Origin of the sequence: Mucilaginibacter rubeus, assembly GCF_014643835.1 — a bacterium.
Classification (GTDB): domain Bacteria; phylum Bacteroidota; class Bacteroidia; order Sphingobacteriales; family Sphingobacteriaceae; genus Mucilaginibacter; species Mucilaginibacter rubeus.
Map to the genome: position 1 here is coordinate 487,570 of NZ_BMKD01000003.1, position 23,947 is coordinate 511,516.

21 protein-coding genes are annotated in these 23,947 nt (G+C 42.7%); 8 read left to right on the forward strand and 13 right to left on the reverse strand.

Annotation, left to right across the window (positions count from 1 at the left end; genetic code table 11):
* Positions 1-318: 318 nt before the first annotated feature.
* Positions 319-495, forward strand: a complete 177-nt coding sequence (locus IEX80_RS12275; protein ID WP_167516215.1) for a DUF6496 domain-containing protein — start codon at positions 319-321, stop codon at positions 493-495.
* A gap of 80 nt (positions 496-575) precedes the next feature.
* On the opposite strand, the gene IEX80_RS12280 is transcribed toward IEX80_RS12275, so the two are convergent.
* The 4 genes from IEX80_RS12280 to IEX80_RS12295 form a co-directional block, all read right to left on the reverse strand.
* Entirely contained in the window at positions 576-2,672 is a 2,097-nt protein-coding gene (locus tag IEX80_RS12280; protein WP_188833061.1) for a M48 family metallopeptidase, read from the reverse strand.
* Positions 2,673-3,644: a Gfo/Idh/MocA family protein gene (locus IEX80_RS12285; protein ID WP_188833062.1), complete on the reverse strand. Its 972-nt coding sequence runs from the start codon at positions 3,642-3,644 to the stop codon at positions 2,673-2,675.
* 122 nt (positions 3,645-3,766) lie between these two features.
* The gene (gene mgrA / locus IEX80_RS12290) at positions 3,767-4,759 is read right to left on the reverse strand and encodes an L-glyceraldehyde 3-phosphate reductase (RefSeq protein WP_188833063.1); all 993 of its coding nucleotides are present in this window, start codon (positions 4,757-4,759) and stop codon (positions 3,767-3,769) included.
* 80 nt (positions 4,760-4,839) lie between these two features.
* Positions 4,840-5,187: a winged helix-turn-helix transcriptional regulator gene (locus IEX80_RS12295; RefSeq protein ID WP_091163107.1), complete on the reverse strand. Its 348-nt coding sequence runs from the start codon at positions 5,185-5,187 to the stop codon at positions 4,840-4,842.
* A gap of 106 nt (positions 5,188-5,293) precedes the next feature.
* Between IEX80_RS12295 and IEX80_RS12300 the strand changes: the two genes are divergently transcribed.
* Complete coding sequence (locus IEX80_RS12300) at positions 5,294-5,785, forward strand: lipocalin-like domain-containing protein (RefSeq protein ID WP_091163108.1); 492 nt, start codon at positions 5,294-5,296, stop codon at positions 5,783-5,785.
* A gap of 135 nt (positions 5,786-5,920) precedes the next feature.
* Here IEX80_RS12300 and IEX80_RS12305 read toward each other — a convergent pair whose 3' ends face one another.
* The 7 genes from IEX80_RS12305 to IEX80_RS12335 form a co-directional block, all read right to left on the reverse strand.
* Positions 5,921-7,231 carry a bifunctional folylpolyglutamate synthase/dihydrofolate synthase gene (locus tag IEX80_RS12305; RefSeq protein WP_188833064.1) on the reverse strand — a complete coding sequence of 437 codons (1,311 nt, stop codon included), beginning with the start codon at positions 7,229-7,231 and terminating at the stop codon, positions 5,921-5,923.
* Between the two features lie 152 nt (positions 7,232-7,383).
* Positions 7,384-8,202, reverse strand: a complete 819-nt coding sequence (locus tag IEX80_RS12310; protein ID WP_188833065.1) for an energy transducer TonB — start codon at positions 8,200-8,202, stop codon at positions 7,384-7,386.
* 225 nt (positions 8,203-8,427) lie between these two features.
* Positions 8,428-8,829 (reverse strand): ExbD/TolR family protein, encoded by a 402-nt coding sequence (locus tag IEX80_RS12315; RefSeq protein ID WP_090523411.1) that lies wholly within the window; start codon positions 8,827-8,829, stop codon positions 8,428-8,430.
* The gene (locus IEX80_RS12320; protein ID WP_090523416.1) at positions 8,826-9,539 is read right to left on the reverse strand and encodes a MotA/TolQ/ExbB proton channel family protein; all 714 of its coding nucleotides are present in this window, start codon (positions 9,537-9,539) and stop codon (positions 8,826-8,828) included. Before IEX80_RS12320 ends, IEX80_RS12315 begins: the two co-directional genes overlap by 4 nt.
* Positions 9,536-10,603 (reverse strand): HU domain-containing protein, encoded by a 1,068-nt coding sequence (locus IEX80_RS12325; RefSeq protein ID WP_188833066.1) that lies wholly within the window; start codon positions 10,601-10,603, stop codon positions 9,536-9,538. The genes IEX80_RS12320 and IEX80_RS12325 overlap by 4 nt, the downstream gene beginning before the upstream one ends.
* Positions 10,604-10,643: 40 nt before the next feature.
* Positions 10,644-12,515, reverse strand: coding sequence for a porin family protein (locus IEX80_RS12330; protein ID WP_188833067.1), 1,872 nt, complete (start codon positions 12,513-12,515; stop codon positions 10,644-10,646).
* A gap of 28 nt (positions 12,516-12,543) precedes the next feature.
* The gene (locus IEX80_RS12335) at positions 12,544-15,636 is read right to left on the reverse strand and encodes a tetratricopeptide repeat protein (RefSeq protein ID WP_188833068.1); all 3,093 of its coding nucleotides are present in this window, start codon (positions 15,634-15,636) and stop codon (positions 12,544-12,546) included.
* Between the two features lie 272 nt (positions 15,637-15,908).
* On the opposite strand from IEX80_RS12335, the gene IEX80_RS12340 reads away from it, so the two are divergent.
* The 5 genes from IEX80_RS12340 (at position 15,909) to IEX80_RS12360 (ending at position 21,151) form a co-directional block, all read left to right on the forward strand.
* Complete coding sequence (locus IEX80_RS12340) at positions 15,909-17,006, forward strand: DUF922 domain-containing protein (RefSeq protein ID WP_188833069.1); 1,098 nt, start codon at positions 15,909-15,911, stop codon at positions 17,004-17,006.
* Positions 17,007-17,193: 187 nt separating this feature from the next.
* Positions 17,194-18,228, forward strand: coding sequence for a LacI family DNA-binding transcriptional regulator (locus IEX80_RS12345; RefSeq protein ID WP_176623234.1), 1,035 nt, complete (start codon positions 17,194-17,196; stop codon positions 18,226-18,228).
* Positions 18,229-18,336: 108 nt separating this feature from the next.
* Positions 18,337-19,386 carry a glycoside hydrolase family 43 protein gene (locus tag IEX80_RS12350; protein WP_188833070.1) on the forward strand — a complete coding sequence of 350 codons (1,050 nt, stop codon included), beginning with the start codon at positions 18,337-18,339 and terminating at the stop codon, positions 19,384-19,386.
* 258 nt (positions 19,387-19,644) lie between these two features.
* Positions 19,645-20,502, forward strand: a complete 858-nt coding sequence (locus IEX80_RS12355; RefSeq protein ID WP_188833071.1) for an SDR family oxidoreductase — start codon at positions 19,645-19,647, stop codon at positions 20,500-20,502.
* 67 nt (positions 20,503-20,569) lie between these two features.
* The gene (locus IEX80_RS12360) at positions 20,570-21,151 is read left to right on the forward strand and encodes a Crp/Fnr family transcriptional regulator (RefSeq protein WP_188833072.1); all 582 of its coding nucleotides are present in this window, start codon (positions 20,570-20,572) and stop codon (positions 21,149-21,151) included.
* Here the strand turns inward: IEX80_RS12360 and IEX80_RS12365 are convergent.
* A complete protein-coding gene (locus IEX80_RS12365; RefSeq protein ID WP_188833073.1) occupies positions 21,148-21,738 on the reverse strand; it encodes an HD domain-containing protein in 591 nt (196 codons plus the stop codon). The two genes, IEX80_RS12360 and IEX80_RS12365, sit on opposite strands and share 4 nt — an antisense overlap.
* 167 nt (positions 21,739-21,905) lie before the next feature.
* Between IEX80_RS12365 and IEX80_RS12370 the strand changes: the two genes are divergently transcribed.
* Positions 21,906-22,346 (forward strand): hypothetical protein, encoded by a 441-nt coding sequence (locus IEX80_RS12370; RefSeq protein WP_090523456.1) that lies wholly within the window; start codon positions 21,906-21,908, stop codon positions 22,344-22,346.
* 23 nt (positions 22,347-22,369) lie between these two features.
* Here IEX80_RS12370 and IEX80_RS12375 read toward each other — a convergent pair whose 3' ends face one another.
* On the reverse strand, positions 22,370-23,917 hold the full coding sequence (locus IEX80_RS12375; RefSeq protein ID WP_188833074.1) for an FAD-dependent monooxygenase: 1,548 nt from the start codon (positions 23,915-23,917) through the stop codon (positions 22,370-22,372).
* Between the last annotated feature and the right edge of the window lie 30 nt (positions 23,918-23,947).

A 23,947-nucleotide genomic window follows, 5' to 3' on the forward strand; every position in this document is an offset into this window, starting at 1 on the left:
AGGTATTTATGATGGCTTAACACGTAATTATTTCAGAAGTTTGAAGATAAGTAATAATCGGGAACAGACCGGGTGAAAAATGCGAAAGGTTTAAATCATGCCGGATTGAGCAGCAGTTGCAGTTTTAAGTAGGAGCAGCAGCCGTAGTTTGGTGTACTTGCTATTATAGTCGTTAAAACTGCTACCATATATGCTGCAACTGCCACTCAGTAACTGCTACTAAAATTGTCGCTGCTACTATTAAAAAACTACCGCTGATTGTATGTTTTGGCAAATATTTTGCATTGTAATATTATCATTTACTTAAAAAGTAACATTATGGCAAAGTATTCAGAAAAAGCCGGAGAGAAGGTTGAGAAAACCATGCACGAAATGAAGGAAGGCAAGCTGAAAAGCGGCAGCGGCAAAAAAGTAACCAGCAAAAAGCAGGCGGTAGCTATAGGGCTTTCCGAAGCGCGAAAAGAAGGCGCCAAAGTGCCGAAGAAGAAAAGTTGATAAAAGGCCTCTGGTACAGGCTCATTGAAGTGTTTATAACTGCTTTCAATGAGCCTGTTTTAGAAACCATCACTGGTTTTTTAATTAACAAGCTGAAGTTGAAAATTGAGCAAGTCCTTCTTTATCTCAAAATTACGTTTGGCAATGCCCAAAACATACACTTCCATAGCTTCGTTGAAATTTTGTAAAGCCTGGTTATCGTATCTTGGTTCAAGATAATAAGTATGTTTAGCAGCGAGATAATCCTCTAAAATTTTGATCTGCTCTTCGTTAAAATATTTCCTGCTTGTTTCATCAGTAATAGTTTCGTGCATGCGTTTTTTTACATAGCGCTCCTGTTTATAAACTTCAGCAAGGGTGTCATGAATTTGCTCAACAGTCATCTTATTATAAACAGGCGCGAGCGCACGCATAATATTATTATACATTTCATAGTCAGCTACTGCCTCCTGCTGATAGTTAAACAGGTTGTTATATTGCGCAATTAGCATTTCGCGTTGAGTATCGGTTGAGCGCATATAGAAAAATAAGAAAAGATTTTTGTCCAACTCTTCTATTCTTTTTTGCACAGTTTCATATTCCGATTTAAGCAATGTCTGAAGGTTATAAATATCGTTGGGGTGATATTTAGTGCCGCGGAAATCAAAAGTTTTGATTTGATCAGCCGTATTAAGCTGATCAAATATATCGATATCCCCCTGTAAGCGGCGGGCCTTCGCCGGCAAATTGCTGTTTTCCGCATTCAGCAGTTCCTCAAAGGTAGTTTGATCGCGGATGTAATCCTGATTTGCTAATGCATCATCGATATTAAACGTAGTTATTAACCGGTCATCAAAATAGTTATTGTATCGCGGATCAAATGAATTCTCAGCGATCTTACCATAAAAATCCTGTTTAAAAGCTTCGATTGTAACTCTTTCAGCATTTTTATCAGTGTTAACAATTTCATAAAGGTGATTGGTAAGTTGCGTTTGTACCAGTAGCGGATCTTCAAAAAGCACCCACGCGGGCTCGTTTACTGTTGTGGTTGTAAGGTTGATGCGGTTAGCATGTAATTCGCGCTCGTTGTTGGTAGGGTGCGATGACCATTGATTTTTAATTACTATTTCGCTGCTTTCCGGCAAATTCCAGCCATCTGATATGATCGGTAACGCAGCCGCATCAATCTCAATCTTATGATAGTTGGCAAAATGCCTGATCATTTCCAGATGCTGGGGATAAAGATTGTCCGCCCGTTTATTTTGTTTAAGGTTTGCACGCGAATAATTGATAAGGTTTTCATAACAAGCTTGTCCTATATCAATGCGTTTTAACGAGGATATGATATGGTTTGATCCGCTTACGTAGGCAGCCACAGCATCGGCCTGAAACTCCATTTCCCGTGATAATGCAAGATGGGCCTTATTGACCACTATATAGATTTTGCGCAAAACGTATTGCATCCCCTGTATCAGCTTGATATTTAAAGATGCTGCCATGCTAAAAACGCCGTGCACACGTGCAAACCTGCTGATAAGATTGCTATAATCTTCGGTGTCATATAGCATGTCATAAAGTACCTTATTAAAGTTGTATACATAGCTGCCAACTTTCATGCTTCGTTGTGAAAAATGGCCGAATTCGTGCGCCATCACTGCTTTAAACTCCGACAGATTCACAGAATTTATCAGGCCCAAACCTATTTTCAGATTTTTTTTAACAGGCAGGAACATGCTCCAAAAGCTTGAACTGTAAAACACTCCGGCATTTACATCAGCAGACAAGTAAATGCGTTTTGGCCTGGGTGCCTGCGCTTCGATGGTGATTTTAGATATGAATTCAAACAATGCGGGATGCTGATCGGCGGTAATTTCAATCATGTCTGAATAATCTACACGCGTGCGTTTGAAGATAAACTTGATCACAAAGTAAACCAGCATAAGGCCCGAAAGTATTAGCGCCGCTCCAACTACCAACGTTATAAATGCAGGATGAAGCACTATAAAAGCTACGCCTATGTATCCAAATGCTATGGCTATTGCCAGCGAGCCCAAAAACAAAAGCAGGTAGCAAATGATGAATAATATAATAGCGCTTACCGCGATATATACACGATTTTTAAATGCCTTTGAGGGTTTAACTACATTTTTATCCGCCCCTGCCGGCATGAGCGGATACGATAAGGTTAGGTTTTTCATTTATTTTTTTAATGTAAACGCGTCGATGATATCCATCAGCGTTACTGCTTCTTCAATGGAGCAGGGGTTAGGGCCTTCGCCATTAAAGTAAGCTATTATTTTTGTTATGAAAGGCTGCTGGATATGCTCGGGATGAGTGAAAGCTATGGTGTCTTCTTCAGTATCAGTTTTCCAACTGATGTAATTGCCAAAAAACGGGAAGGTGATTTTTCCTTTTGTCCCGATGATCTCGCAGGTGTCGGTGGTTTCGCTTTCGGCTACATTAAAACACCAGGAACCGTTAACTACTACCTTGTTTTTAAATAGGACCTGTCCGCAAACATGATCGTCGGCAGGTGTTGAGTTTGATTGATTGAGCGAAAAACCATGATACATTTCAGGCTCGCCGAAATAATACAGCATCAAATCGAGCTGATGCGGGGCAAGATCATGGAAGTAGCCGCCGCCTGATAATTCGGGCTGTACACGCCAGTTGGTTTCCACATCGGCAATCAAAGTTGGTTTGCGGCTTTGCCACATCCTGATCTGTACAGTACGGATCGCGCCAATAAGCTGGTTATCAATCAATTCTTTAACCTTTAAAAACATAGGTAAAGCCCGGCGATAATGGGCAACTGTAAGTTTTGAATTGCTTTCCTTTACTGCCTCCGCCATAGCCCTTGCTTCGGCCGAATTGCGGGTTACCGGTTTCTCGACATAAACGTTTAACCCTTTTTTTAATGCGGTAAGTGCATAATCGAGATGGGATGCGGGAGGGGTGGCTATGTAGATCGCGTTTACTTCCTGGTCGTTCAGTAATTCACTGGCATCGCTGTACCATTTGCCTACACCATGACGTGCAGCATAATCGGCCGCTTTTTCTGCATCGCGGCGCATAACGGCCACAAGATTACTTCCCGCCACTTTTTTAAATGCAGGCCCGCTCTTTTTTTCAGTTACGTTGCCGCAACCTATAATACCCCAGTTTATCATTGTTAGCCCCTCTAAATCTCCCCTAAAGGGGAGACTTTAATTTTTATTTAAGGAAAGATATTAAAATTACTTGTCGAAAAGAATAGAAATTGGCGCTCCACCATAGTTCCCCCTTTAGGGGGTTAGGGGGCCAAAATTTCTTCTATCCTTGCTAACTCCTCTGCCGAAAACCCGAGGTTATCCAAAGCTTTTAGTGAATCGGATAATTGTTCGGGCCTACTCGCGCCTATCAATACAGAGGTTACGCGCTCATCTTTCAGGATCCAGGCCAGTGCCATTTGGGCCAGCGACTGTCCCCGTTGTATTGCCAAACTGTTTAAATCCCTGATCTGGTTCAGGCGTTCGTCGGTGATGTGACTTTTTTGAAGGAAACCTGTTGGTCGCGCAGCCCTTGAATCTTCGGGGATGCCATGAAGGTATTTATCCGTCAATAAGCCTTGCGCCAGTGGTGAAAAAGGAATACAGCCTACGCCTTCGTTACCTAAAACATTCAGCAGACCGCCTTCAACCCATCGTTCGAACATGGAATATTTGGGCTGATGAATGAGACATGGTGTGCCCAGTTCTTTCAACATCTTAATAGCTTTTGAAGCCAGCTCTGCCGGATAGTTGGAAACACCAACATACAAAGCTTTTCCCTGGCGAACAATGAGATCCAACGCAGCCATGGTTTCCTCAAGCGGCGTGTTTGGATCGGGGCGATGGTGGTAAAAGATATCCACGTAATCAAGCCCCATGCGTTTAAGGCTTTGATCAAGACTGGCTACCAGGTATTTCTTCGAGCCCCAGTCACCATACGGGCCCGGCCACATGGTGTAACCAGCTTTGCTCGATATAATAAGTTCGTCGCGGTAATCGCGGAAATCTTCTTTCAGGATCTTTCCAAAATTCTCTTCGGCCGAGCCGGGAGGCGGGCCATAGTTGTTGGCCAGGTCAAAATGGGTGATGCCGCTGTCGAAAGCGAGATGCAATATCTTACGGTAATTATCAGCAACATCAACGTGACCGAAATTGTGCCAAAGGCCTAATGAAATAGCCGGAAGTTTGATGCCACTGTTGCCACAGCGGCGATATTGCATTGTTTGATACCTATCAGCAGATGCTATATATGTCATATTTTTAGGTGAGGATCGGGCCGTAAAAATAGAACTTTAGGTAGATTAATAAAGGTATTTTTGACTTTACTGAAATTAAATTATGGCATGGCTACTATATCATTAACCTGCATCTGATGTTTGGCCCAATCGCGGAGTAACTGTAAAAAAGGAAGTAATTCCCGGCCTGTATTGGTAAGGGTATATTCAACCTTTGGAGGTACTTCAACATGCACCTGCCGAACGATGAGGCAATCATCTTCCAGCTCACGCAGGGCCTGGGTAAGCATTTTAGAGGTTACTCCTGTTACAGTGCGCCGTAACTCGCCATAACGCATGGTGCCATTGCGTAAACGCCACAGGATGCGACCTTTATATTTGCCGCCTATCCGCTGAAAAGCGTAGTCGATACCGCATCTTGGAGCCTCGTGTTTTGATTTTTTATCCATCAATTAAAAATAATATAACTGATTTACAGCATGGTAACTTTTTAGTAATCAGGCTACTTTTTTGTGCCTTATTGTTAATGGAATATAGCAAATATAACTTTGCTGCATGAAATATAAATTGCTTTTCATTCTAATATTGTTCACTACGTGTGCAGCATTGGCACAGAACAAACCCTCTGGTCATAATTTGACCGGAACCTATGAATTGGTAACAGTTGATAATATTGCCGCCGACGGCAGCCGCACCCATCTTTACGGGGATTCGCCGAAGGGGACCCTTATAGTTGACGCTATGGGGCATTACGCTTTACAGATCTACAGTGAAGGCCGGCTAAAATTTGCATCGGGTGATAAAGCTAAGGGTACCGATGATGAGAACAGAGCCGCGATAAAAGGATGTAATGCTCATTACGGTACCTATAAAGTTGAAGGGAATAATATCATTTTCAATATCGAACATGCATCGTTCCCAAACTGGGAGGGCACACAGCAAAAACGCCCCTTTACAATTTCGGGCGATATTTTTAAGTACACTGTACCTGCGCCAACTACCGGAGGAGCGGTAATGGGAGAGGTGGTTTGGAAGAAACTGTCTTAATCAGAATTTACAGGATTTAAGAATTAACAGCATGTTTTACTTCAAGCCCAGATTTTACAGGATTTGAATTAGCAGAAAACCTTGCCAATTCCTATATCAAAATTTTGAAAATCCTAAAATTCTGTAAATTCTGATTCAGACAACTTCAGCCACCACAAAAGTGCTGCCGCCTACAAAAACAAGATCATCATTAGCTGCATTTTTTTGTGCCGATAACAATGCCTCTTTTACAGAAAGGTAGGCTTCACCAATTAAACCATGAGCCCCCGCCTGTGCTTTCATGCTTTCAGCGTCCAGGCCTCTTGGAATGTCTGGTTTGCAGAAATAATAAGTAGCATCTTTAGGCAGCAGCGATAACACTTTGCCGGTGTCTTTATCATTTACCATCCCGATAACCATGTGCAGATGATTGTATTTAACAGATGCGATATTTTTCAATACTTCCTCTATGCCATCTGGGTTATGCCCGGTGTCGCAAATAGTAAGGGGATTTTTACTTAAGGTTTCCCAGCGGCCATGCAAACCGGTGAGGTTTTTGACCTGCCTTAAGGCTGTTTTGAGATGCTCACCGGTAATTACGAAACCCTGCTCGCGTAATCCATCAACGGCAGATAAAACGGTTTTTACATTTTTAAGCTGATAGGTACCGGGGAGATCAAGTGCTAAGTCGTAACCCTTAAATTCAAAGTCCTTACTTTGGATGCGCAGTTCCAATAATTCGGCATCACCTTTCGCCTTTTGCCTTTCACCTTTCACTTTTTCAACAACCCACTGTTCTGATGAAAACCGAATGCTGCTGTTAGTTTGCGTAGCTTTATCGATAAACACGTTTGATAACTCCGATTGTTGTTCACCAATGATCACCGGGATGCCCGGTTTGATGATGCCTGCCTTTTCGCCGGCTATAAGTTGCAGGGTATCGCCAAGCATGTTCATGTGATCCCAACCTATATTGGTAATTACCGAGAGCAGCGGAGTGATCACATTCGTTGAATCCAGCCGACCGCCCAAACCTACCTCGATAACGGCAATATCCACCTTTTCTTTGGCGAAAACATCAAAGGCAAGAGCAACGGTCATCTCAAAAAAGGAAGGGGCTATTTCATCAAAATCGGCCCTGTGATCTTCAACAAAGTCAACTACAGTTTGCTCGCTGATCATTTGTCCGTTAATGCGGATCCGCTCGCGAAAATCTTTGAGATGGGGTGAGGTATAGAGCCCTGTTTTGTAACCGGCAGTTTGTAAAATGGCGGCCAGCATGTGCGATGTTGATCCTTTGCCATTAGTGCCGCCTACGTGCACACTTCTAAATTTATGCTGCGGATTATCCAACCGCCTGCAAAGCTCGAGCGTATTGGTAAGGTCTTTCTTAAATGCCGAAGCCCCGTCCCGTGTAAACATGGGAAGCTGGGTATAGAGATATTGTAGGGTTTGTTCGTAGTTCATGGTTCATGGTTCATGGTTCATGGTTCATGGTTTGAACCACTACTTTACGAGGCAAAAATAGTACTGAAGCTTACTAAAAGACAACGGGTAAATGTAATATTATTTCGACATCGCTATGAACCATGAACTATGATCCATTCGCTTTTCCCGAATTAATTTACCTTAAACACAAAAACAACGGTACCCTGTTGCTGATCGGGGGCATTATCAAGCGGGTTGAGTTTGGAATTTTTTACAGCATCTTCGCATTTTTGAAGCAAGCCTGCATCTGATATCGTAGTACCACGGGCGCCGGCACGGGCATAAGTAACGTTGCCGTCTTTATCAACCCTGATATCAACTACAATTTTACCGCTTTGACGGTTGTCGTCACTTACAGAGGGTCGGCTCACAAAGTTACGCTGTGCCATATTCAGGCTACCGCCATTGCCGGATCCTGTTCCGTTATAGTTATTGGTGAGCGTTGTGCCTGTGGTTTTACCCTGATTGCCCGGAGTTTTGCCTATGCCATCGCCTTCACCGGTACCGGTTGATGCTTTGCCTTTGTACAAAGCATTTTGGTTAACGGTAGGTTTTGCCGGCGGTGTTTTTACCGGAGGAGTAGGGGCAACATTTTGACTTGGTTTTTTAGTAGGCGCGGCCACTTCTGGGGCATCCTCGTTATTTTGGGTAACTACCGTTTTTTCGCTGCTTTCGGGCGTTGGTTTTTCTTCGGTGGGTTTACTTTCGGTAACCTTGTCCGGTTTGGTGTGATTGGCTTTTTCGGCAACAGAAGGTTCTTCGGTGCTCATGTAATCATCGCCCATACCTTCATCAACCGTACCGTAGTTTACCAATATGCCGCCTGTTCCGTTCTCTTCAACCGGCGGATTTTTGAATACTATAAAATAACATGCCGCTATCAGCACAGCCATAATAATGCCTGTTGCTATAAATGCTTTCGGATAGTTATTTTCTTCCCTGTACTCCATTTTTATAATTAGTGCAATTTTTTAATTAGCAGTATTTTCTTAGTTGCAGTGGCAGCAGCGAGTAGCACTTTTTTATTGTTATCAGTAATCTGTTAAAACTGCCGCTAAAAACTGCAACTGCTACTTAAAGAACAACTACTACTAAAAAAAGTGGCAGTTTGTTTAAACGATTACAGTAACTTACTGCAATAATCTACTATAAACTTTAAACTGCAACTGCCACTGTTATCCCTTAGGTTCTGTCGCCAAAACCAGTTTAATGTTCAACTTTTGTGCCACGTCCATCACCTGTACCACATCCTGTATGGCTACAGTTTTGTCAACATACAAAACTATAGTAAGTTCGGTAGCCAGGGTTTTGTAACCCGCCAGTGTAGTTTGCAAAGCATCCACCGGGATCTCTTTTTTATCTACGTAGTACTTCAGGTCTTTGGTTACTGAAACGGTTATGGTTTTTTTAGATACCGACTGCCCTGTTGATGATTTAGGCAACACCAGCTTAATAACGTTAGGGTTGGTAACTGTTGAGGCTATGAGGAAAAACAGCAGCAGGAAAAACATAATATCGTTCATTGCCGATGTATGTACTTCTGCCGATGCGCCCCTGTGTCGTTTTCTTAAATTCATTTGCTCGGCTCCTCTAACAGGTCAATAAATTCAATGGCATCGGTTTCCAGCTTCAGGATCACCTTATCAACCATCATATTCAAAATATGATAGCACACGTAAGCTACGATACCCACAAACAAACCTGCGGCTGATGTTACCATTTTTACATATAAACCGCCAGAGATTACACCCATGCTGATGTTATCGGTTTTTGAGATATCATAAAAGATCTTGATTACACCGGCAATGGTACCCAGGAAACCAAACATCGGCGCTATACCGGCTACGATACCTAAAATTCCAATATTTTTTTCCAGTTTGGATACTTCCAGCTTACCAACGTTTTCAATAGCCCCTTCGATATCTTTTATAGGGCGACCAATGCGCAATAAACCTTTTTGCAGCATGCGCCCAAGCGGCGTGTTATTGTTACGGCAAATAGCAATGGCCGATTCCAAATTGCCCGAGTGGATACTTGAACGTACCTGTACCATCAGGTTTGATTCATCACGAGATGCTTTACGGATAGTAAAGTAACGTTCAAAAAATATTACCAGCCCCAGTACAGCTAAAATACCTATCGGGATCATTACCCAGCCACCCTTGATCAGCAGGTCGCCAAAGCGAAGTTCTTCAGTTGGCAGTGCTGCGGTTGTTACGGCGTGGTTTGCGGTATCTGCCAGGTGTTTGGCGGTATCTGTAATTTGCTGAATTAATAATAAAGTCATTTCGTGGAATCAGTAATTTGTTTTGAGTATGTGTCTTTAGTTATTTTTCCTTGTGATATGAGTTTTTTTCTCACGGCTTCTGCTTCCTCGGATGAGGAAAACCCTCCAATTATGATCTTGATCCGCGGACCGGTTCCGGGGCCTTTCAGCAGACGGGCATCAATCCCCCTGCTTTTATAATCTTTAACCGCCTCATTGCTTTTGGTTATCGTTTTAAACGATCCTAAAAATATCGCAAACTCCGGCTGTGCTACGGTATCTGTTTTGGCTGCCGGATTATTTAACGCTTCAACAGGTTTAGAAATTGCCTTTGCCGTATCAGCAACAGTTGGAGTGGAATCCTTTTGGATCCTATCCGGCTTAATTATGGGAGCAGCTTTGGGCTTTTCAACCTTTGGTTGTTCTTTAGGGCTGTCATTGTTAAGATGTAATAGTGCGGGGTTATATTTATATACGCCAAAAGCTGCTGCGGCAAGTATAACCACTGCAATTGCTATTATAACCCAAATGCTGATACCCCGCTTAACTTCGGGTTCATCATCAATATACTCAGGCTGCTCAACAAGGGTTGCGTTTGCAGGCGGCGGTGTATAGGTTTGCTGTAGAGATATAGCCGTAGGCAAAGGCGGCGGCGGTGGCGGCGGGGGCACGTAGTTAACCTTGTTAATGGTTACCGGAGTAAGGCCAAAAAACAAAGGATCGCTGCCCGGTGCCTGTTCCTGCGGTCTGAAAGCAATTTTGCCTTCCTGCATATAAAACCAGCCTAATTGGGCAAAAGGTACTTCATGCAGCACCAGCTCCTGCTTAAGGCTGTTGATGTATTTTTCGGTGAAATATTTGGATGATGCCAGCGAGATTTTTTTCTTTTCGGCGATATGGCGTGTCAGGATCTCATCGTCTTTAGCCTCCTGATCAAAATGCAGCTTATGACCGGGCGGATAAAAAGTTGCCTGTACATCATCATAATAGCCATTTACGCGCAGGCGCGAAAAGCAGCCCAAGCCAGGTACACTTATTTCGGTGTACCGGCCGAGTAGTTCGCTTAAATAATTGGCTATATCCATCCGGTAAAAATACGGTTAATTTTAAAACATCAAACAGGGCTTAAAACGAGTACCCTACCCCGCCAAAGATATTAAATCCGTAGTTAGGGTAGTATAACCAATTTTGATACGAACTGCTCAGGATATTATTAGCCTGCGCAAATACCGAAAACCTGCTGTTTATCCTGTATTCTACACTGCCGCTCAGGTCGCCAAAGCCCTTAATAGGCTGTTTAATCTGGTTGTAAACCGGGCTTCCCGGGGTAGAAGTTGGTGCCAATACCAATAACCTGTCGGTTGTTGAGCCGCGGATAAGCAACGAACCTGTAACGGTCAATTTGCTGTCGATATGTATAGCAGTACCTGCAGTTAATAAAAATTTAGGCAAATTCCATGGCTCACTTTCTTTAGCCATTTGATAGTCTTTTATTTCAACGCGGCCGAAAATGTTAAAATCGTCTGTTGCTTTAAAATCCAGCTCGCCATTAAAGCCGTTTACGCGGGCTTTGCCATCATCATAAATAACAGTGAATTTGTTGCCTTCAGCGTTGAAGTTACTCACCATTAAAGGCATGTTTTTAATGCTGTTGCGGTACACGGAAGCTTTGAAGCTTAAGCCGGGGGCCAGGGTGCCTTTTAAACCGGCACTGATATCCAGTTGATCAACTGAGTTTTTGATGTTGATGTTTTGGCCGATGAAGGGATTGATCATGGCAAAATCGTGCAGTGAAGAGCGGTTTACATCGCCCTTAGCTTCAACAAAAAGGCGTACATATTTAGGGATTACCTGTACCTCCAATTTAGCGGCTGGGAAAATGTAAAACTTACCAAAATCGCCAAACTCTTTTACGATGTTAACGCCTGCATCTATTTTATAGTTATCGCCCTGAAATTTAATATAAGGGTTGACACGTGCAATGTTATTACCAAGACTGTAAAGGCTGTCTTTCTGGCTGGCCAGATCCAACGATCCGCTTAAGCCTGCATAAAACTGCTTAACAGTTTGATTTAGAAAGCCTGAAATAACTACATTGTTTTCACGTGCCTGGTAAGCATTGCTAAATGCGTATCCTTTTAACTTTACAGCATAGGTAAAGTCGTTTTCAACGTCTTTGTAATTCTTTGCCAGTTCAACCTCGCCGCTTATGGTATTGAAGTGCTGTTTTGTCGGTACAAAATTGTTGTCGGGAGCATCCTGGTTGTAACCGTAAAAATAGGTACCTAAACGATTGTAGTTGATACGGCCTGAGATATTGTTATCGCCAATGATACTTTTGCCAAATACGCCAACGTCATCACGGCTTTGGGTTTGTTTTTGCAGTGAGCCAGATTGCGACAAATGTTTAATGAAACCGCCAAATTGTAAAGCCTCATCACGACCGTTGGCAAAATAGCCTTCGCCATAAATGGTTTTCAGGTTGCCAAAACCAACTTTAGCATAATTGTTGGTTAAAACAGAATCCTGTTCTGCCGGCCTTTTCATTGGGTCAAGCTGCCTGATCTCGGAGTTTTGCTCCTGGCGTTTATCGAGCGGGGCATAGGTTAAAGGTGCTTTAAACGGCACTTTATCTTCCAAATCAGGGTTACGACGGATCTTTACCGCATCGGCCAGCACTGGTTTGTAGGCAGTGGTCACTACAATTTCTTCTGATAAGCTACCGCCATTGGCAGCGTTGTTGGGATTATTGCCGCCTCCCTTCTTAGTTGTATCCTGCGCTGTTTTTGCAGCAGCATCGCCTAAGCTTTTGCTGTCTGTAGCTTTTTTAGCTATAGGTTTTGGCGCGGTCTTTTTGGGTGCCGGTTTAGCGGCAGGCTTTTTAGTTGCAGTTTTTACTGTTGCTTTTTTGGTAGATTTCTTTGTTTGTGCCTGGGCAGGAACAAAGTATAATGCTATTATTAAGGTAAGCAGCGTATATGTGTATCTTGAGTTCATTGCTTGTCTTTTTTTATATTACTCTTTGTTACTGTTTGTTAGTTGTATCGGGCTGGGCAGTTTCTTTGGTGCCTGCGGCAGGGGCTTTGGTTTTGCGGCCGCTCAGTTTATCCAGCTTCTCTTTAGCAGTAGGTAATATGTCGTCATCGGCTTTATAGTTATCAATGATACTTTGCAGGGTTGCCTTGGCCTGGAAGGTATCTTTTAAGCCTACATAGGTGTCAGATAACAAAATGTATGTTTTGGCTACCCAGTAATCATAGTTTGGCATTTCCTTGGCCAGGTCAAAACACATTTTTTGTGCTGTTTTATAACGGCCTTTTTCATACTCAATGAGTGCAAGGTTGTAACGGGCTTCGGCAGCGGCAACGGTTTTAGTGTTGGTTGCAGTATAGGTGAACTGTTTAACAGCCAGGGTAGTATCGCCGGTTGAAAGATAAGCCTTACCTTCGTACAAGCCGGTTTTAAATTTATCTTCCTGCGATGTTTTATCATTTGTTTTAACCAGCTCGGCGTATTTAATGGCATCATCGGTCATTTGCATTTCCGAATAGCAGTACATCAGGTTAGTAATGGCGAATGTATAATCGGCTTTATATTCTGAATTGGTTTCGAGCCTTTTAAGGAACACTACAGCTTCGTTATATTTCTTTTGCTGCATGTATAATTTAGCCATGCTGATCAATGCCTTTTCGCTGTAGGCGCTGGTCCAGTCGTTCAGGATCACGTTATAATCAACAACAGCCTCTTCTGTACGACCTAAATTGGCCAATCCCTGCGCGCGAATAAAGCGTGCCTGTTTTTCGTAGATCTGTTTGCTTGGAAACTTATCGAAGTAAGCGTTTACCGCGCTTACAGTACCCTGCCAGTCGCCTTTAAGGTAAAGGTTGTTGGCTGCGGTGATCATGATGCTTTCCTGATCGGAGGTGGTATAATTACCGATAGGGGTGGTGCCTGCATAGTTAATAAATGTTTGGGCGTCACCTTTATCAGTGTAGATCTTTTCGATCTGTTTTAAAGATTGTTTGGCCTCATCGGTTGACGAGTAATCCTGTACTACTTTTTTGAATGATTCAATAGCAAGGTCATCGTTGCCCGCGTTGTAATCAATCAAACCGATAGTAACCAGTGCGCGTGGCACATAGCTGCTGCGCGGATATTTCTGGATCATGGCCTGCAGATCGGCTTTGGCTTTATCACCGTCTGTTTTCAGGAAGTAGGTATAAGCTATCTCGAATGAAGCGTCATCTGCATAATCAGAGTTAGGGAATTTGTTCAGTACATCATTCAATGTACTGATCTTGGTATCCAATGAACCCTGTAAACCCTGGATCATACCACGTTGAAACAACGCATAATCTTCGCCCTGATTGTGCATGGCTATGATGCGGTTATAGTAGGTCATCGCACTGCCGTAACTCTTCATCACAAAATAGCTATCGGCAAGGCGGGTGATGGCATCATTCTGGGTGTTGGCGTCTTTTACATCGCCTTGTAAAAACTTCTCGAAGTAATTGGCTGCTTTTTTGTACTGCTCGTCGCCAAAGGCCGCGTAAGCCAAAGCATAGTTGGCGTAGTTAGAAACATCAGTTTCCTTAGCTTCAGGCATGCTCAGGAATTTCTCGAAATTCTCTACCGATTCGCCGTATTTACGAACCTCGAACATGGCCTCTGCCATCCAGTAAGTAGTTAAGGCTTCAGTTTTGCTATCAACCGGATCTTTCAGCGAACGCAGGAAGATACCAATCGCATTCTCAAATGCACGCTCGTTATAAAATTCCAATCCCCGGTAGTAAGTAACTTTTTGATAAGCTAAACGTGCACTCTGGCTTTTATTAGGGATGGGCTCCAGGATCTCCACAGCTTCTTTATAGCTGCGTGAGTTTAGTAATTCTTCACCCAATAATACCTTAACCTCGTCAATACGTTTTGAACGTGGGTATGTAGCCAGGTATAACCTTGTAGCGCCTAAAGCCTGCAGGTTAAAGTCGAGCTCGTATGATAGTTTGGCGTACTCATAAAGGGCATCCTCTTGTAATTGCTTATCATAATCAAGCTTGGAGGCATTGAGGAAAGCGTTACGGGCACTCTGTTTATTGTTCATTTTCAGGAACACATCGCCCAGGGTATAGTTACCGCTTTGGCTGTAAACATCGTGCTGTTCAACCAATTTTTCCAGTTCGCTGGCAGCTTTGGCATAGTTGCCTACCTTATAATAGGTATAACCCATCTGGTAGCTGTCCTGCGTGTTTTGGGTACGGCCCTGATCCCGGTCTTCAAAACGGCCATAGTACTTAACCGCGTTGTCATAATCGGCTTTAGCAAAGTACGATGCAGCGATGATGCGCAGCATTTCCGTTTCGTTTTGCTGATGGGTTTTATTTACAATAGGCACAGCGTAGTTAAGCACATCATCGTAACGCTTATCTAAAAAGTAAACTGCCGAGATGTAGTAAGGGTAGCTGTTTTCGTATTTTTTTGAGTTTTTAAGCTTTTCAAAATTTACCAGTGCCAGGTGATAGTCCTTGTTTAAATAAGCTATATAAGCAAAGTAATAAGTAGCATCCTCAGTAAATTCCGACCTTTTGTTTTTAACCTCGCCAAAAAGCAGTTGGGCATTTTTGTAATCCTTTAACTCAAAATAGGCGTAACCCTTACGAAATTTATACTCGGTATTGTCATGGCCGTTAAGCTCGCCTGCCTCAACCTTGTTAAACCAGCGGATAGCGTCTTCATATTTACCTTGTTTAAAATACGATTTACCAATCTGGAAAAAAGCCTGTTTGGTAAGCGGATTTTCAGGGTGTTCTTTTATAAAACGGAGAAACATGCTTTCGGCATCATCATTGCCCAGGTTAAGGGCGCAGAATGCTTCATAATACTGGCAGTTTTCTTTAGTGAGCGATAGCTCAGTTTCAAACTGTGGCTGGGTGCTTGTTTTAATTTTGTAAGCTTCAACCAGGCGAAATTGTTCGGCCGCCGAAGCAAATTTTCCTTTGTCCATCAAATCAATAGCCGCGTGATAAGTGCGGTAAATTTGAGTGGAAGGATTTTGCTGGGCTCGTGCAGCTGAAAATAAAAATACGGGAATGAGCAGGGTGATGTATCTTGTTTTGATCATAAAGCGCATACTAACGATAGTGCGAAAATAGCTAAACCAAAAAGAGGCTTTTCACATTAGAAATTAACAATTGTGGATAACACTTCTTTTAACGAAGGTAATACTTAAGATAATATCCATGTGGAAAACTTTAAAATTGTTGAGTACTGCCGTGGTACCGGCTATGGATAATCAAAAGTAATAATTACACGTTAAACAGTGCAATTTATTTGTATTTTGAGCATTATAATACCCCCGGGGGCGACGTGCCCCATCCATTATTTTTACCAATTATGAGTAGCGTTCTTAACAGAGGCGGATTGTGGTTACCGGTTATTTTGTACATGTTGGTGTTTTGTCCGTTAAATTCAAAAGCACAAAAAACAAATGCCGAAATTGTTTTAACAAACAGGCAGTTAAATGAAAAGCCGAACGAATTTTATATCGCAAGCGTTACTGATGAACGGCCCGACCGGAGTGCTGTTGCCTGGTTATTTTCGGCCACAGGTAATTTGCCTGCAGTAAAGTATAAAGTTGATTTACAGGGAGGGGCAGCAACAGCTGTTAAACAATTTGCTGATTATGCTATCCCTGTTAATAAGATGTTACGCCCGGTGGTCATCCGCATTAAGAAGTTAAAGCTTACTGAAACGGCAATGGCCGATGGCAGGATAGAAGGCCGGCTGGACATACAATTGTGGTTTGAATTGAAAAAAGCTGAGAACAATGTGCATTTGATTGATTACCCGGCAGCTACAACATACTATCGCGGTGCAGGGCAACAATATGATACCGGGGTGCTGTTGAGCCGGGCCCTTGAAGCTGGCCTGATGTATTTTAACAGATGGATGAATCGTGAAGCCGACACTAATATTAAATTGGCTAAAGGAGTAAAATTAATCTTTACCGATTATTCTGAACAACCGGAAGGCGATACCATCTACTACTCGGCCAAGCGGCCTTTAACCTGGAATGACTTTCAGGATAAAGCCCGGGGCGAAAAGTATGTTGCCGAAGTGCAGCCAAGTTTTGGTTACACAGAACAGGTAGAAGTAGTAAAGTCGATAGTGGTAGTGAAGATAAGCATGCGCGTGTTTTTGCCTAAAAGTGCCGCCTGGGTAAAGCCGGAAGGACGTACAGACTATGCTCTAAATCATGAGCAGCGGCATTTTGATATTGTAGCGGTAATAGCCCGGCATTTTAAGAGGGCCCTTATGACTATGAAACTCCCGGTTGATAACTATGATGGCTATATTAATGTACAATACCTTGACTCGTACCGTGAAATGAACCAGCTACAAGATCAGTATGATAACGAAACCAGTCACGGTACAAACCAATACTACCAACAGGAATGGAATATGAAGATAGATGGATTTTTAAGAGATTAAGACAGGAGATTCAACACGCCCGAGCCCGGGGGATAAATAGCACATATATGAATTTAAATTCGTGGATGTCAGCATAATGTTACATGGCATAATACATCCTTATACTGTGCAGGACTTATTTTTCTTATGTTTACTCTCCTTTATATAATTGGATTGTTAATTTTAGGATCATAAGCAAGGGGGCGAAATGAATTTTGGCGGAGTTACCATAAAGGATATTGCTAAAGAGTTAGGGATCTCACCGTCAGCGGTTTCCAAGGCGCTTAAAGACAGTCATGAAATTGGCGAAAAAACCAAGGCGCTTGTACTGGAGTGTGCTAAAAGGCTCAACTATCAGCCCAATCTTAATGCCCAAAGCCTTAAACGGGGCAACAGCAAATCTATCGGCATTGTAGTTTCAACTATTGAGAACCAGTTTTTTTCGCAGGTGATCAATGGCATCGAATCAGTAGCACACAGTAAGGGATATAATGTGTTTATTACACAAACCCATGAATCGTATGAGCTTGAAATGCAAAATGTACGTCACCTGACTTTTCGCTCCATTGATGGTTTGCTGATCTCCCTCTCAACCGAAACCAACAATATTGATCATCTTAAAGAGCTTCATAAAAAAGGATTACCGATAGTTTTCTTTGATAGGGTAAGCGATGAAATTGATACCCATAAAGTAGTAGCTGATAATTTTGCCGGCGCCTACGATGCTACAACCCAGTTAATTGATGCGGGATATCGCAAAATAGCGCATATCACCAGTTCGGTAAATGTATCTATCACAGCCGAACGCTTGAGGGGATACAAAGGCGCACTTGAACAACATGGTATAATACCTGATGAAAAATTGATCAAGTACTGCCCGCATGGTGGTAAAGACCTTGCCGAGATCGAAAACGCGCTAAGTGAATTGTTTTCTGAAAGTAAGCCCGATGCTATTTTTACAGCCTCCGACAGGATCACGACTACGACCTTGTCCCTTCTTCATAAATTAGGCTTCCGGATTCCTGCTGATATCGCTTTGCTCGGCTTCACCAATACCCAACTGGCCGAAGTTTTAAACCCGCCGCTAAGTGCTGTTTATCAGCCCGGTTTTGAAATGGGAAAAAAGGCAACCGAAATGCTGATCAGCATTATCGAGAGCAAGCGGCCTGTTACAGAGTTTGAAACTACCGTATTGCCTACCCGGGTTTTTATCCGCAGTTCCTCTCAACCGGTAAAAGCTTAATATTAAATACCTGATTGGTAATAAATGTATGCTTAACATTTGTTGTTTTTGTGAAAACTTTTACAGATTTTTAGCGCATTATAAACTACGCTAAAACCTTTCAGCTCTATGAAAAAAATGTTCACTGCCTGTTTGCTGCTGCTTTTATTTTCCAGCACGGCAATTGCACAAAATACCGGCAATAAAACTTTTACCAACCCGTTGCTGCCATCAGGCGCCGATCCCTGGGTGATCTGTAAAAACGGGTTTTACTACTATACCAATTCAACAGGGGGCAATATTGTTATCTGGAAAACAAAAGATATTACCAAGCTGAGCACTGCACCTAAGAAAGCTGTTTGGGCGCCGCCGCCTGGTACAGCTTATTCCAAAGACATATGGGCGCCCGAACTCCATTTTATAAATGGCAAATGGTATGTATATTTTGCCGCGGATAATGGCGATAACAATAACCATCGCATATATGTACTGGAAAATAGCTCGGCCGACCCAATGGAAGGTACCTGGGAGTTTAAAGGAAAAATAGCAGATAGCACCGATAAATGGGCTATTGACGCTTCGGTATTTGAAAATAACGGTAGTTGGTATATGATCTGGTCGGGCTGGGAAGGAGACCATAACGGTCAACAGAATATTTACATTGCTAAAATGAAAGACGCAATGACCATCGGCAGCGAACGCGTGAAAATATCGAGCCCGGCTTATCAATGGGAAACCAATGGCGATCTGCATGATGCCGGTAACCCGGCACATGTAAGCGTAAATGAAGGACCGGAAATTTTGAAACATAAAGATAAGTTATTCCTGATCTATTCGGCCAGCGGCTGCTGGACTGACTTTTATGCATTGGGCATGCTTACCGCTTCTAAAAATAGTGATCTGTTGAACCCTAACTCATGGATCAAAACAGAGGAGCCGGTATTTAAGCAATCTCCTGAAAGCAGCGTTTACGCGCCCGGTCATAACTCATTCTTTAAATCGCCAGATGGAAGGGAGGACTGGATCCTGTACCATGCCAACTCAAACCCTAACGAAGGCTGCGGTAATAAACGTTCGCCACGCGCGCAAAAATTTACATGGAATAAAGATGGCTCGCCCAATTTTGGTGTGCCACTGAAAGATGGACAGCCTTTGGTTGTACCTTCAGGAACGAAATAGCATTCGGGAATAACCGGCGTCGTGATTTCGATAGAGCAGAAGGCTCGGAATGTGTGCCGGAGCGAAGGAGAACTTATACAAGCTGTCTGTATAGTTTGTAGCAGGACGTATAAGATTTCGACGAGGAACGAGGAGAAATGACATTGATTTAAATCTCTGCTCCATCTTCTTGACAAATGTCAATTTCCTTCTTATCAAATGTCAATGTACAGGTTATAGCATCGCGGTAGATTTGTATCAACAAAAGAACGATACAAAATGTCAAAAACAATTTTTATAACCGGAACAAGTACAGGATTTGGTAAATTAACCACTATAACCCTTGCAAATGCAGGCCATACCGTAATAGCAGGTATGCGCGGAATAAATGGCAAAAATGAAACTGTAGCCAAAGAGCTTTCAGCCTTGCCAAATGTTGAAGTAGTTGAGGTAGATATTACTGATGATAATTCAGTTAAAGCTGCTTTTGAATATACATTAACCAAATACGGCCATATTGATGTGTTGGTGAACAATGCCGCAGTTTCAGGCTTTGGCGTACTGGAAGCTTACTCGCTCGATCAGATCAGGCAGATGTTTGAAGTGAATTTTTATGGAACCCTGCGCACCATCTTTGCGGTTTTGCCGGGGATGCGTAAAGCTAAAAATGGCCTTATCGTCAACATTACATCGGGTGCAAGTGGTCATACCCTGCCGTTCATGATTCCTTATCTTGCTTCCAAATTTGGGGTAGAAAGTATTACCGAAGGTTTAAAGGATGAGCTTGCGCAGTTCAACATCGAGAGCGTTAGTATCCAGCCGGGCGTTTATCCAACCGAAATGAATAATGGCAGCAAAACAGGCATCCATGCCGATAAACCGGAAGTTGTGGCCGAATACGGCGAGACCTCAGCACAGCAATTTAACGCCATGGGCACAGCGCTTTTCAGCAAAATGGCCGAGTTTAACATGGACCCTCAAACTATTGCCGATGGTATATTGAGGCTGGTTGAAATGGAAAAGGGTACCCGCCCGTTGCGTTATCCACTTGATGCCGTAGCGCAGGGTACCGACCAGGAATTTATTGATGCCCGCGCCGCTATCAAAACAAAATGGTTAAGCAAATACACCGCATAACCTAATTATAAAAAGATTACCCGAACAAAAGCAAATATCCCCGGATAAAGGAGATATTTGCTTTTATATGTTTGAGCAATTTAAAGAGTACATTGGCCAGAAAGCAACACTCACCGAAGCCGACTATGCTAAAATTGAAGCAGTTTGTATTTTTAAAAAACTCCGTAAAAAGCAGTATTTATTGCAGGAAGGCGATGTTTGGAAGTATAACGCTTTTATAACCAAAGGCTTGGTTCGATTTTACAGCGTTGATGAAAATGGCCGCGAAAACATAGTAAGCTTTGCTAAAGAAAACTGGTGGACAGGCGACCGTGCCAGTCTGCTTACCGGCGAGCCTTCTAAAAATAATATTGATGCTATTGAGGATACAGAACTGATACTGATTACCAAAACAAACTTCGACAGGCTTTGCCGTGATATACAGGCTTTTAACGATATGGTTAATGCCATTCTGAACAAAAGTTTCATCACCAGTCAAAACCGCATTCACTCGGCCATTGCCTTTACTGCCGAGCAAAAATATCTTGATTTTGTGCAGAAATATCCCGATCTCTCGCTAAGGGTGCCACAGGCGATGATTGCATCTTACTTAGGCATTACCCCCGAAACCTTAAGCCGTGTACGAAAAGAAACTGTAAAGAAACATTAACCCTGAAACTTCATCAGTTCAATGTTTTTCTTCTTCATGGCTTGCAATACCGTTTTACCGTATTCTGTAAAATATTGGTGTTGTTGTAACAGGCTTAAATTAAGGGTATGCCATTCTTTGTCGCTATATTGCTTATCCAGATGTACTTCCCATTCCTGTTTTAAATCATGGGCAAAATCCAGGTAGTTTACAGATGCCAGGTGGTGCATATCGGCATCGCAAATAATTTGCTGGATAAGATTTTGGGGCGATTGCGGTACTTTTGTAGCTTCAATACAATCCCATACCTGTTGTATAAAATCATTATTGTAATGGTGCTGCATTAAAAAAGTACCGGCAATAACCATGCTGGTATCTTCATGTCCCTTGTAATGGTAAAGGTAGCCGGTGTCATGAAACCAGGCGGCCACTGTTAAGATAGTTAATTCCTGTCTTTTTAATTTATTGTGCCCGGCAATTTCAATGGCGGCGTTTACCACCCTTTGTGTATGTTCCAAATTATGAAAATACATAGTTGCCGGAAGGTTTTCTTCCATTAAGGAGGTAACGTAGGCAGCGGTCCTTTTAACAATACTTATGGCAGACATGTGAGTGATGCGATACTACCCTCACATTCTGTAGAAATTCTGGATAAATGATAGCCTGCATGCCTCTCAACAAAAAGATGACACTTTTATCTTATTTGTGTAAACATGGATTTTGCGTTTTTAAGCAGGATTTTAAACCTGTATTTTAGGTGCATAAATGTTGATAGATGAAAAATACACTTCAAATAGCACAACTTTATTTGCGCTTTGCTTTAGCGATTGGTTTTTTGCTGCCCGTGGCAGATCGCTTGGGTTTCATGGGGCCGGCAGGGCAAAATTCAGTAAGCTGGGGTAGTTGGGATAATTTTGTGGTTTATACCAATACGTTGATGCCATATTTGAGCCGGTGGATGGCAGGTGTCATGGGTTTTTTAGCAACAGTGGCCGAGGTTTCAATAGCCATCATGTTTATTGTAGGTTTTAAGACTCGTACGGCGGCTTATGCAAGTTTTGCCCTTACGCTTACTTTTGCCCTTTGCATGACCATATTTTCAGGAATCAAGGCTCCTTTTAACTATTCGGTTTGGGCCGATAGCGCGGGTAGTTTATTACTGGCAAGTATAGCTACTTATCGCTGGAGCATTGATTTTATATATGATGAAGCTTAGTGTTTGTTAAGGTCTTTTAGTATTCATTTACCTTTGAAGGTATCAAAATAACCGCTTATCAAACCTGGGCTTATTTCATCGCTAAGCAGGCCTATATAATTGTCGGGCCGTATTAACAGGTATAAACCTGATTGTACCCCTAATTTTTGCCAGCTTTCATTAAGGGGTAAATTAACTACTTTGATATAATTTATTAAGTGATCAGGAATTAGGCCGTCGTACCCAATGCTGCCAATACATAACAGGTGAAATTTGGGTTCCAGGAGCAAATGATAGATGCTTTGTAGTTTGCCTTCGTTAGTGGTCATAACGTAGGGGCACCTGTCGCCGGCACTAAATTTTAGCTTCTGTTTAATAAACTGCAGGGAAAGCGGGCTTTTTCTGTACGAATACCAAATTTGGGACAAGATCCTGAAAATGCGTTTTGAGATGCATTGGGTTGACAGTACGAGGCATAAAATATTGGGCATAACGTAGGTGCGTAATTGATATAAGAACCAGTTACAGCTTGTCATGAATGCAAATATTTTATCGGTAAATTTCATGAGCCATTGGGCAAAAGGGTACCGTTCGTCATGATAGGTATTAATAAGTTTATCATCAGCAACGCCCTGCAGCACCAGGGCCAGTTTCCAGGCCAGGTTATGTGCATCCTGCAAGCCGGTATTCATGCCCTGTCCACCTGCGGGACTATGAATATGTGCGGCATCGCCCAATAAAAAACATCGGTTTATCCTGAAACTGTTAACACAGCGGTGATGTAGTTTATAAACTGAAAACCAGTTTAATTTTTCTATGTTCAGCGACAGCTTAATGTTGGCCGTGATCACATCTTTAAGATCATCAAAAATAACATTTTCTTTGCCTGCAAAACCTTCGGGGAGGGTACCTAAAATGCGGTAATTACCGTTGCCATACATGGGGAAAAAGGCGCAGAAATTAACATGCGACAGTGATGCAATGAGCTTGTTTGCTGGTTGCAGCCAGCTAAGCTTTACATCGGCCACAAAAAATTTATTTTGGTAGGTGCCTCCTTCAAAACTTAATCCCAGTTGCTGCCTTACCGGGCTCGATGAACCGTCGCAAGCCAGCAAGTAGGAGGCTTGAATACTTATTTTCCTGAACGGATCACTTTTATCGTAAAGACTGGCCACAACGTGATCATCATGCTGTTCAAAACTAACCAAACTGGTTCGCCACAAAACGTCACGGCCTGTAGCTTTTAATTGCTCGTAAAGCAGTTCCTCGTTTTTAAACTGTTCAAATGCCTGCAGGTTGGGGAAATCGGTGAGTCCGTTGCCTGCGTTGGCTGTTTCAAGTACTGCTTTTTCCCGGCCATTCATGTAAATTGCAAATTTGCCAATCACCTGTCCCTGTTCAAAAACAGTATCAGCCAAGCCCATTTGCTGGTAAATTTCCATGCTGCGTGCCGTAACCAGCATAGCCCGCGACTCATGGGTAGGTGCCGGCTTGGTATCGATAATAATAAACTCAACGTTAAAGCGGGCCAGCTGGCAGGCGGCCATTAAACCGGTTGGCCCGGCACCGATAATAATTACTTGTGTATGCACGATGTATTACCGGGCTTAAAATATGAAATT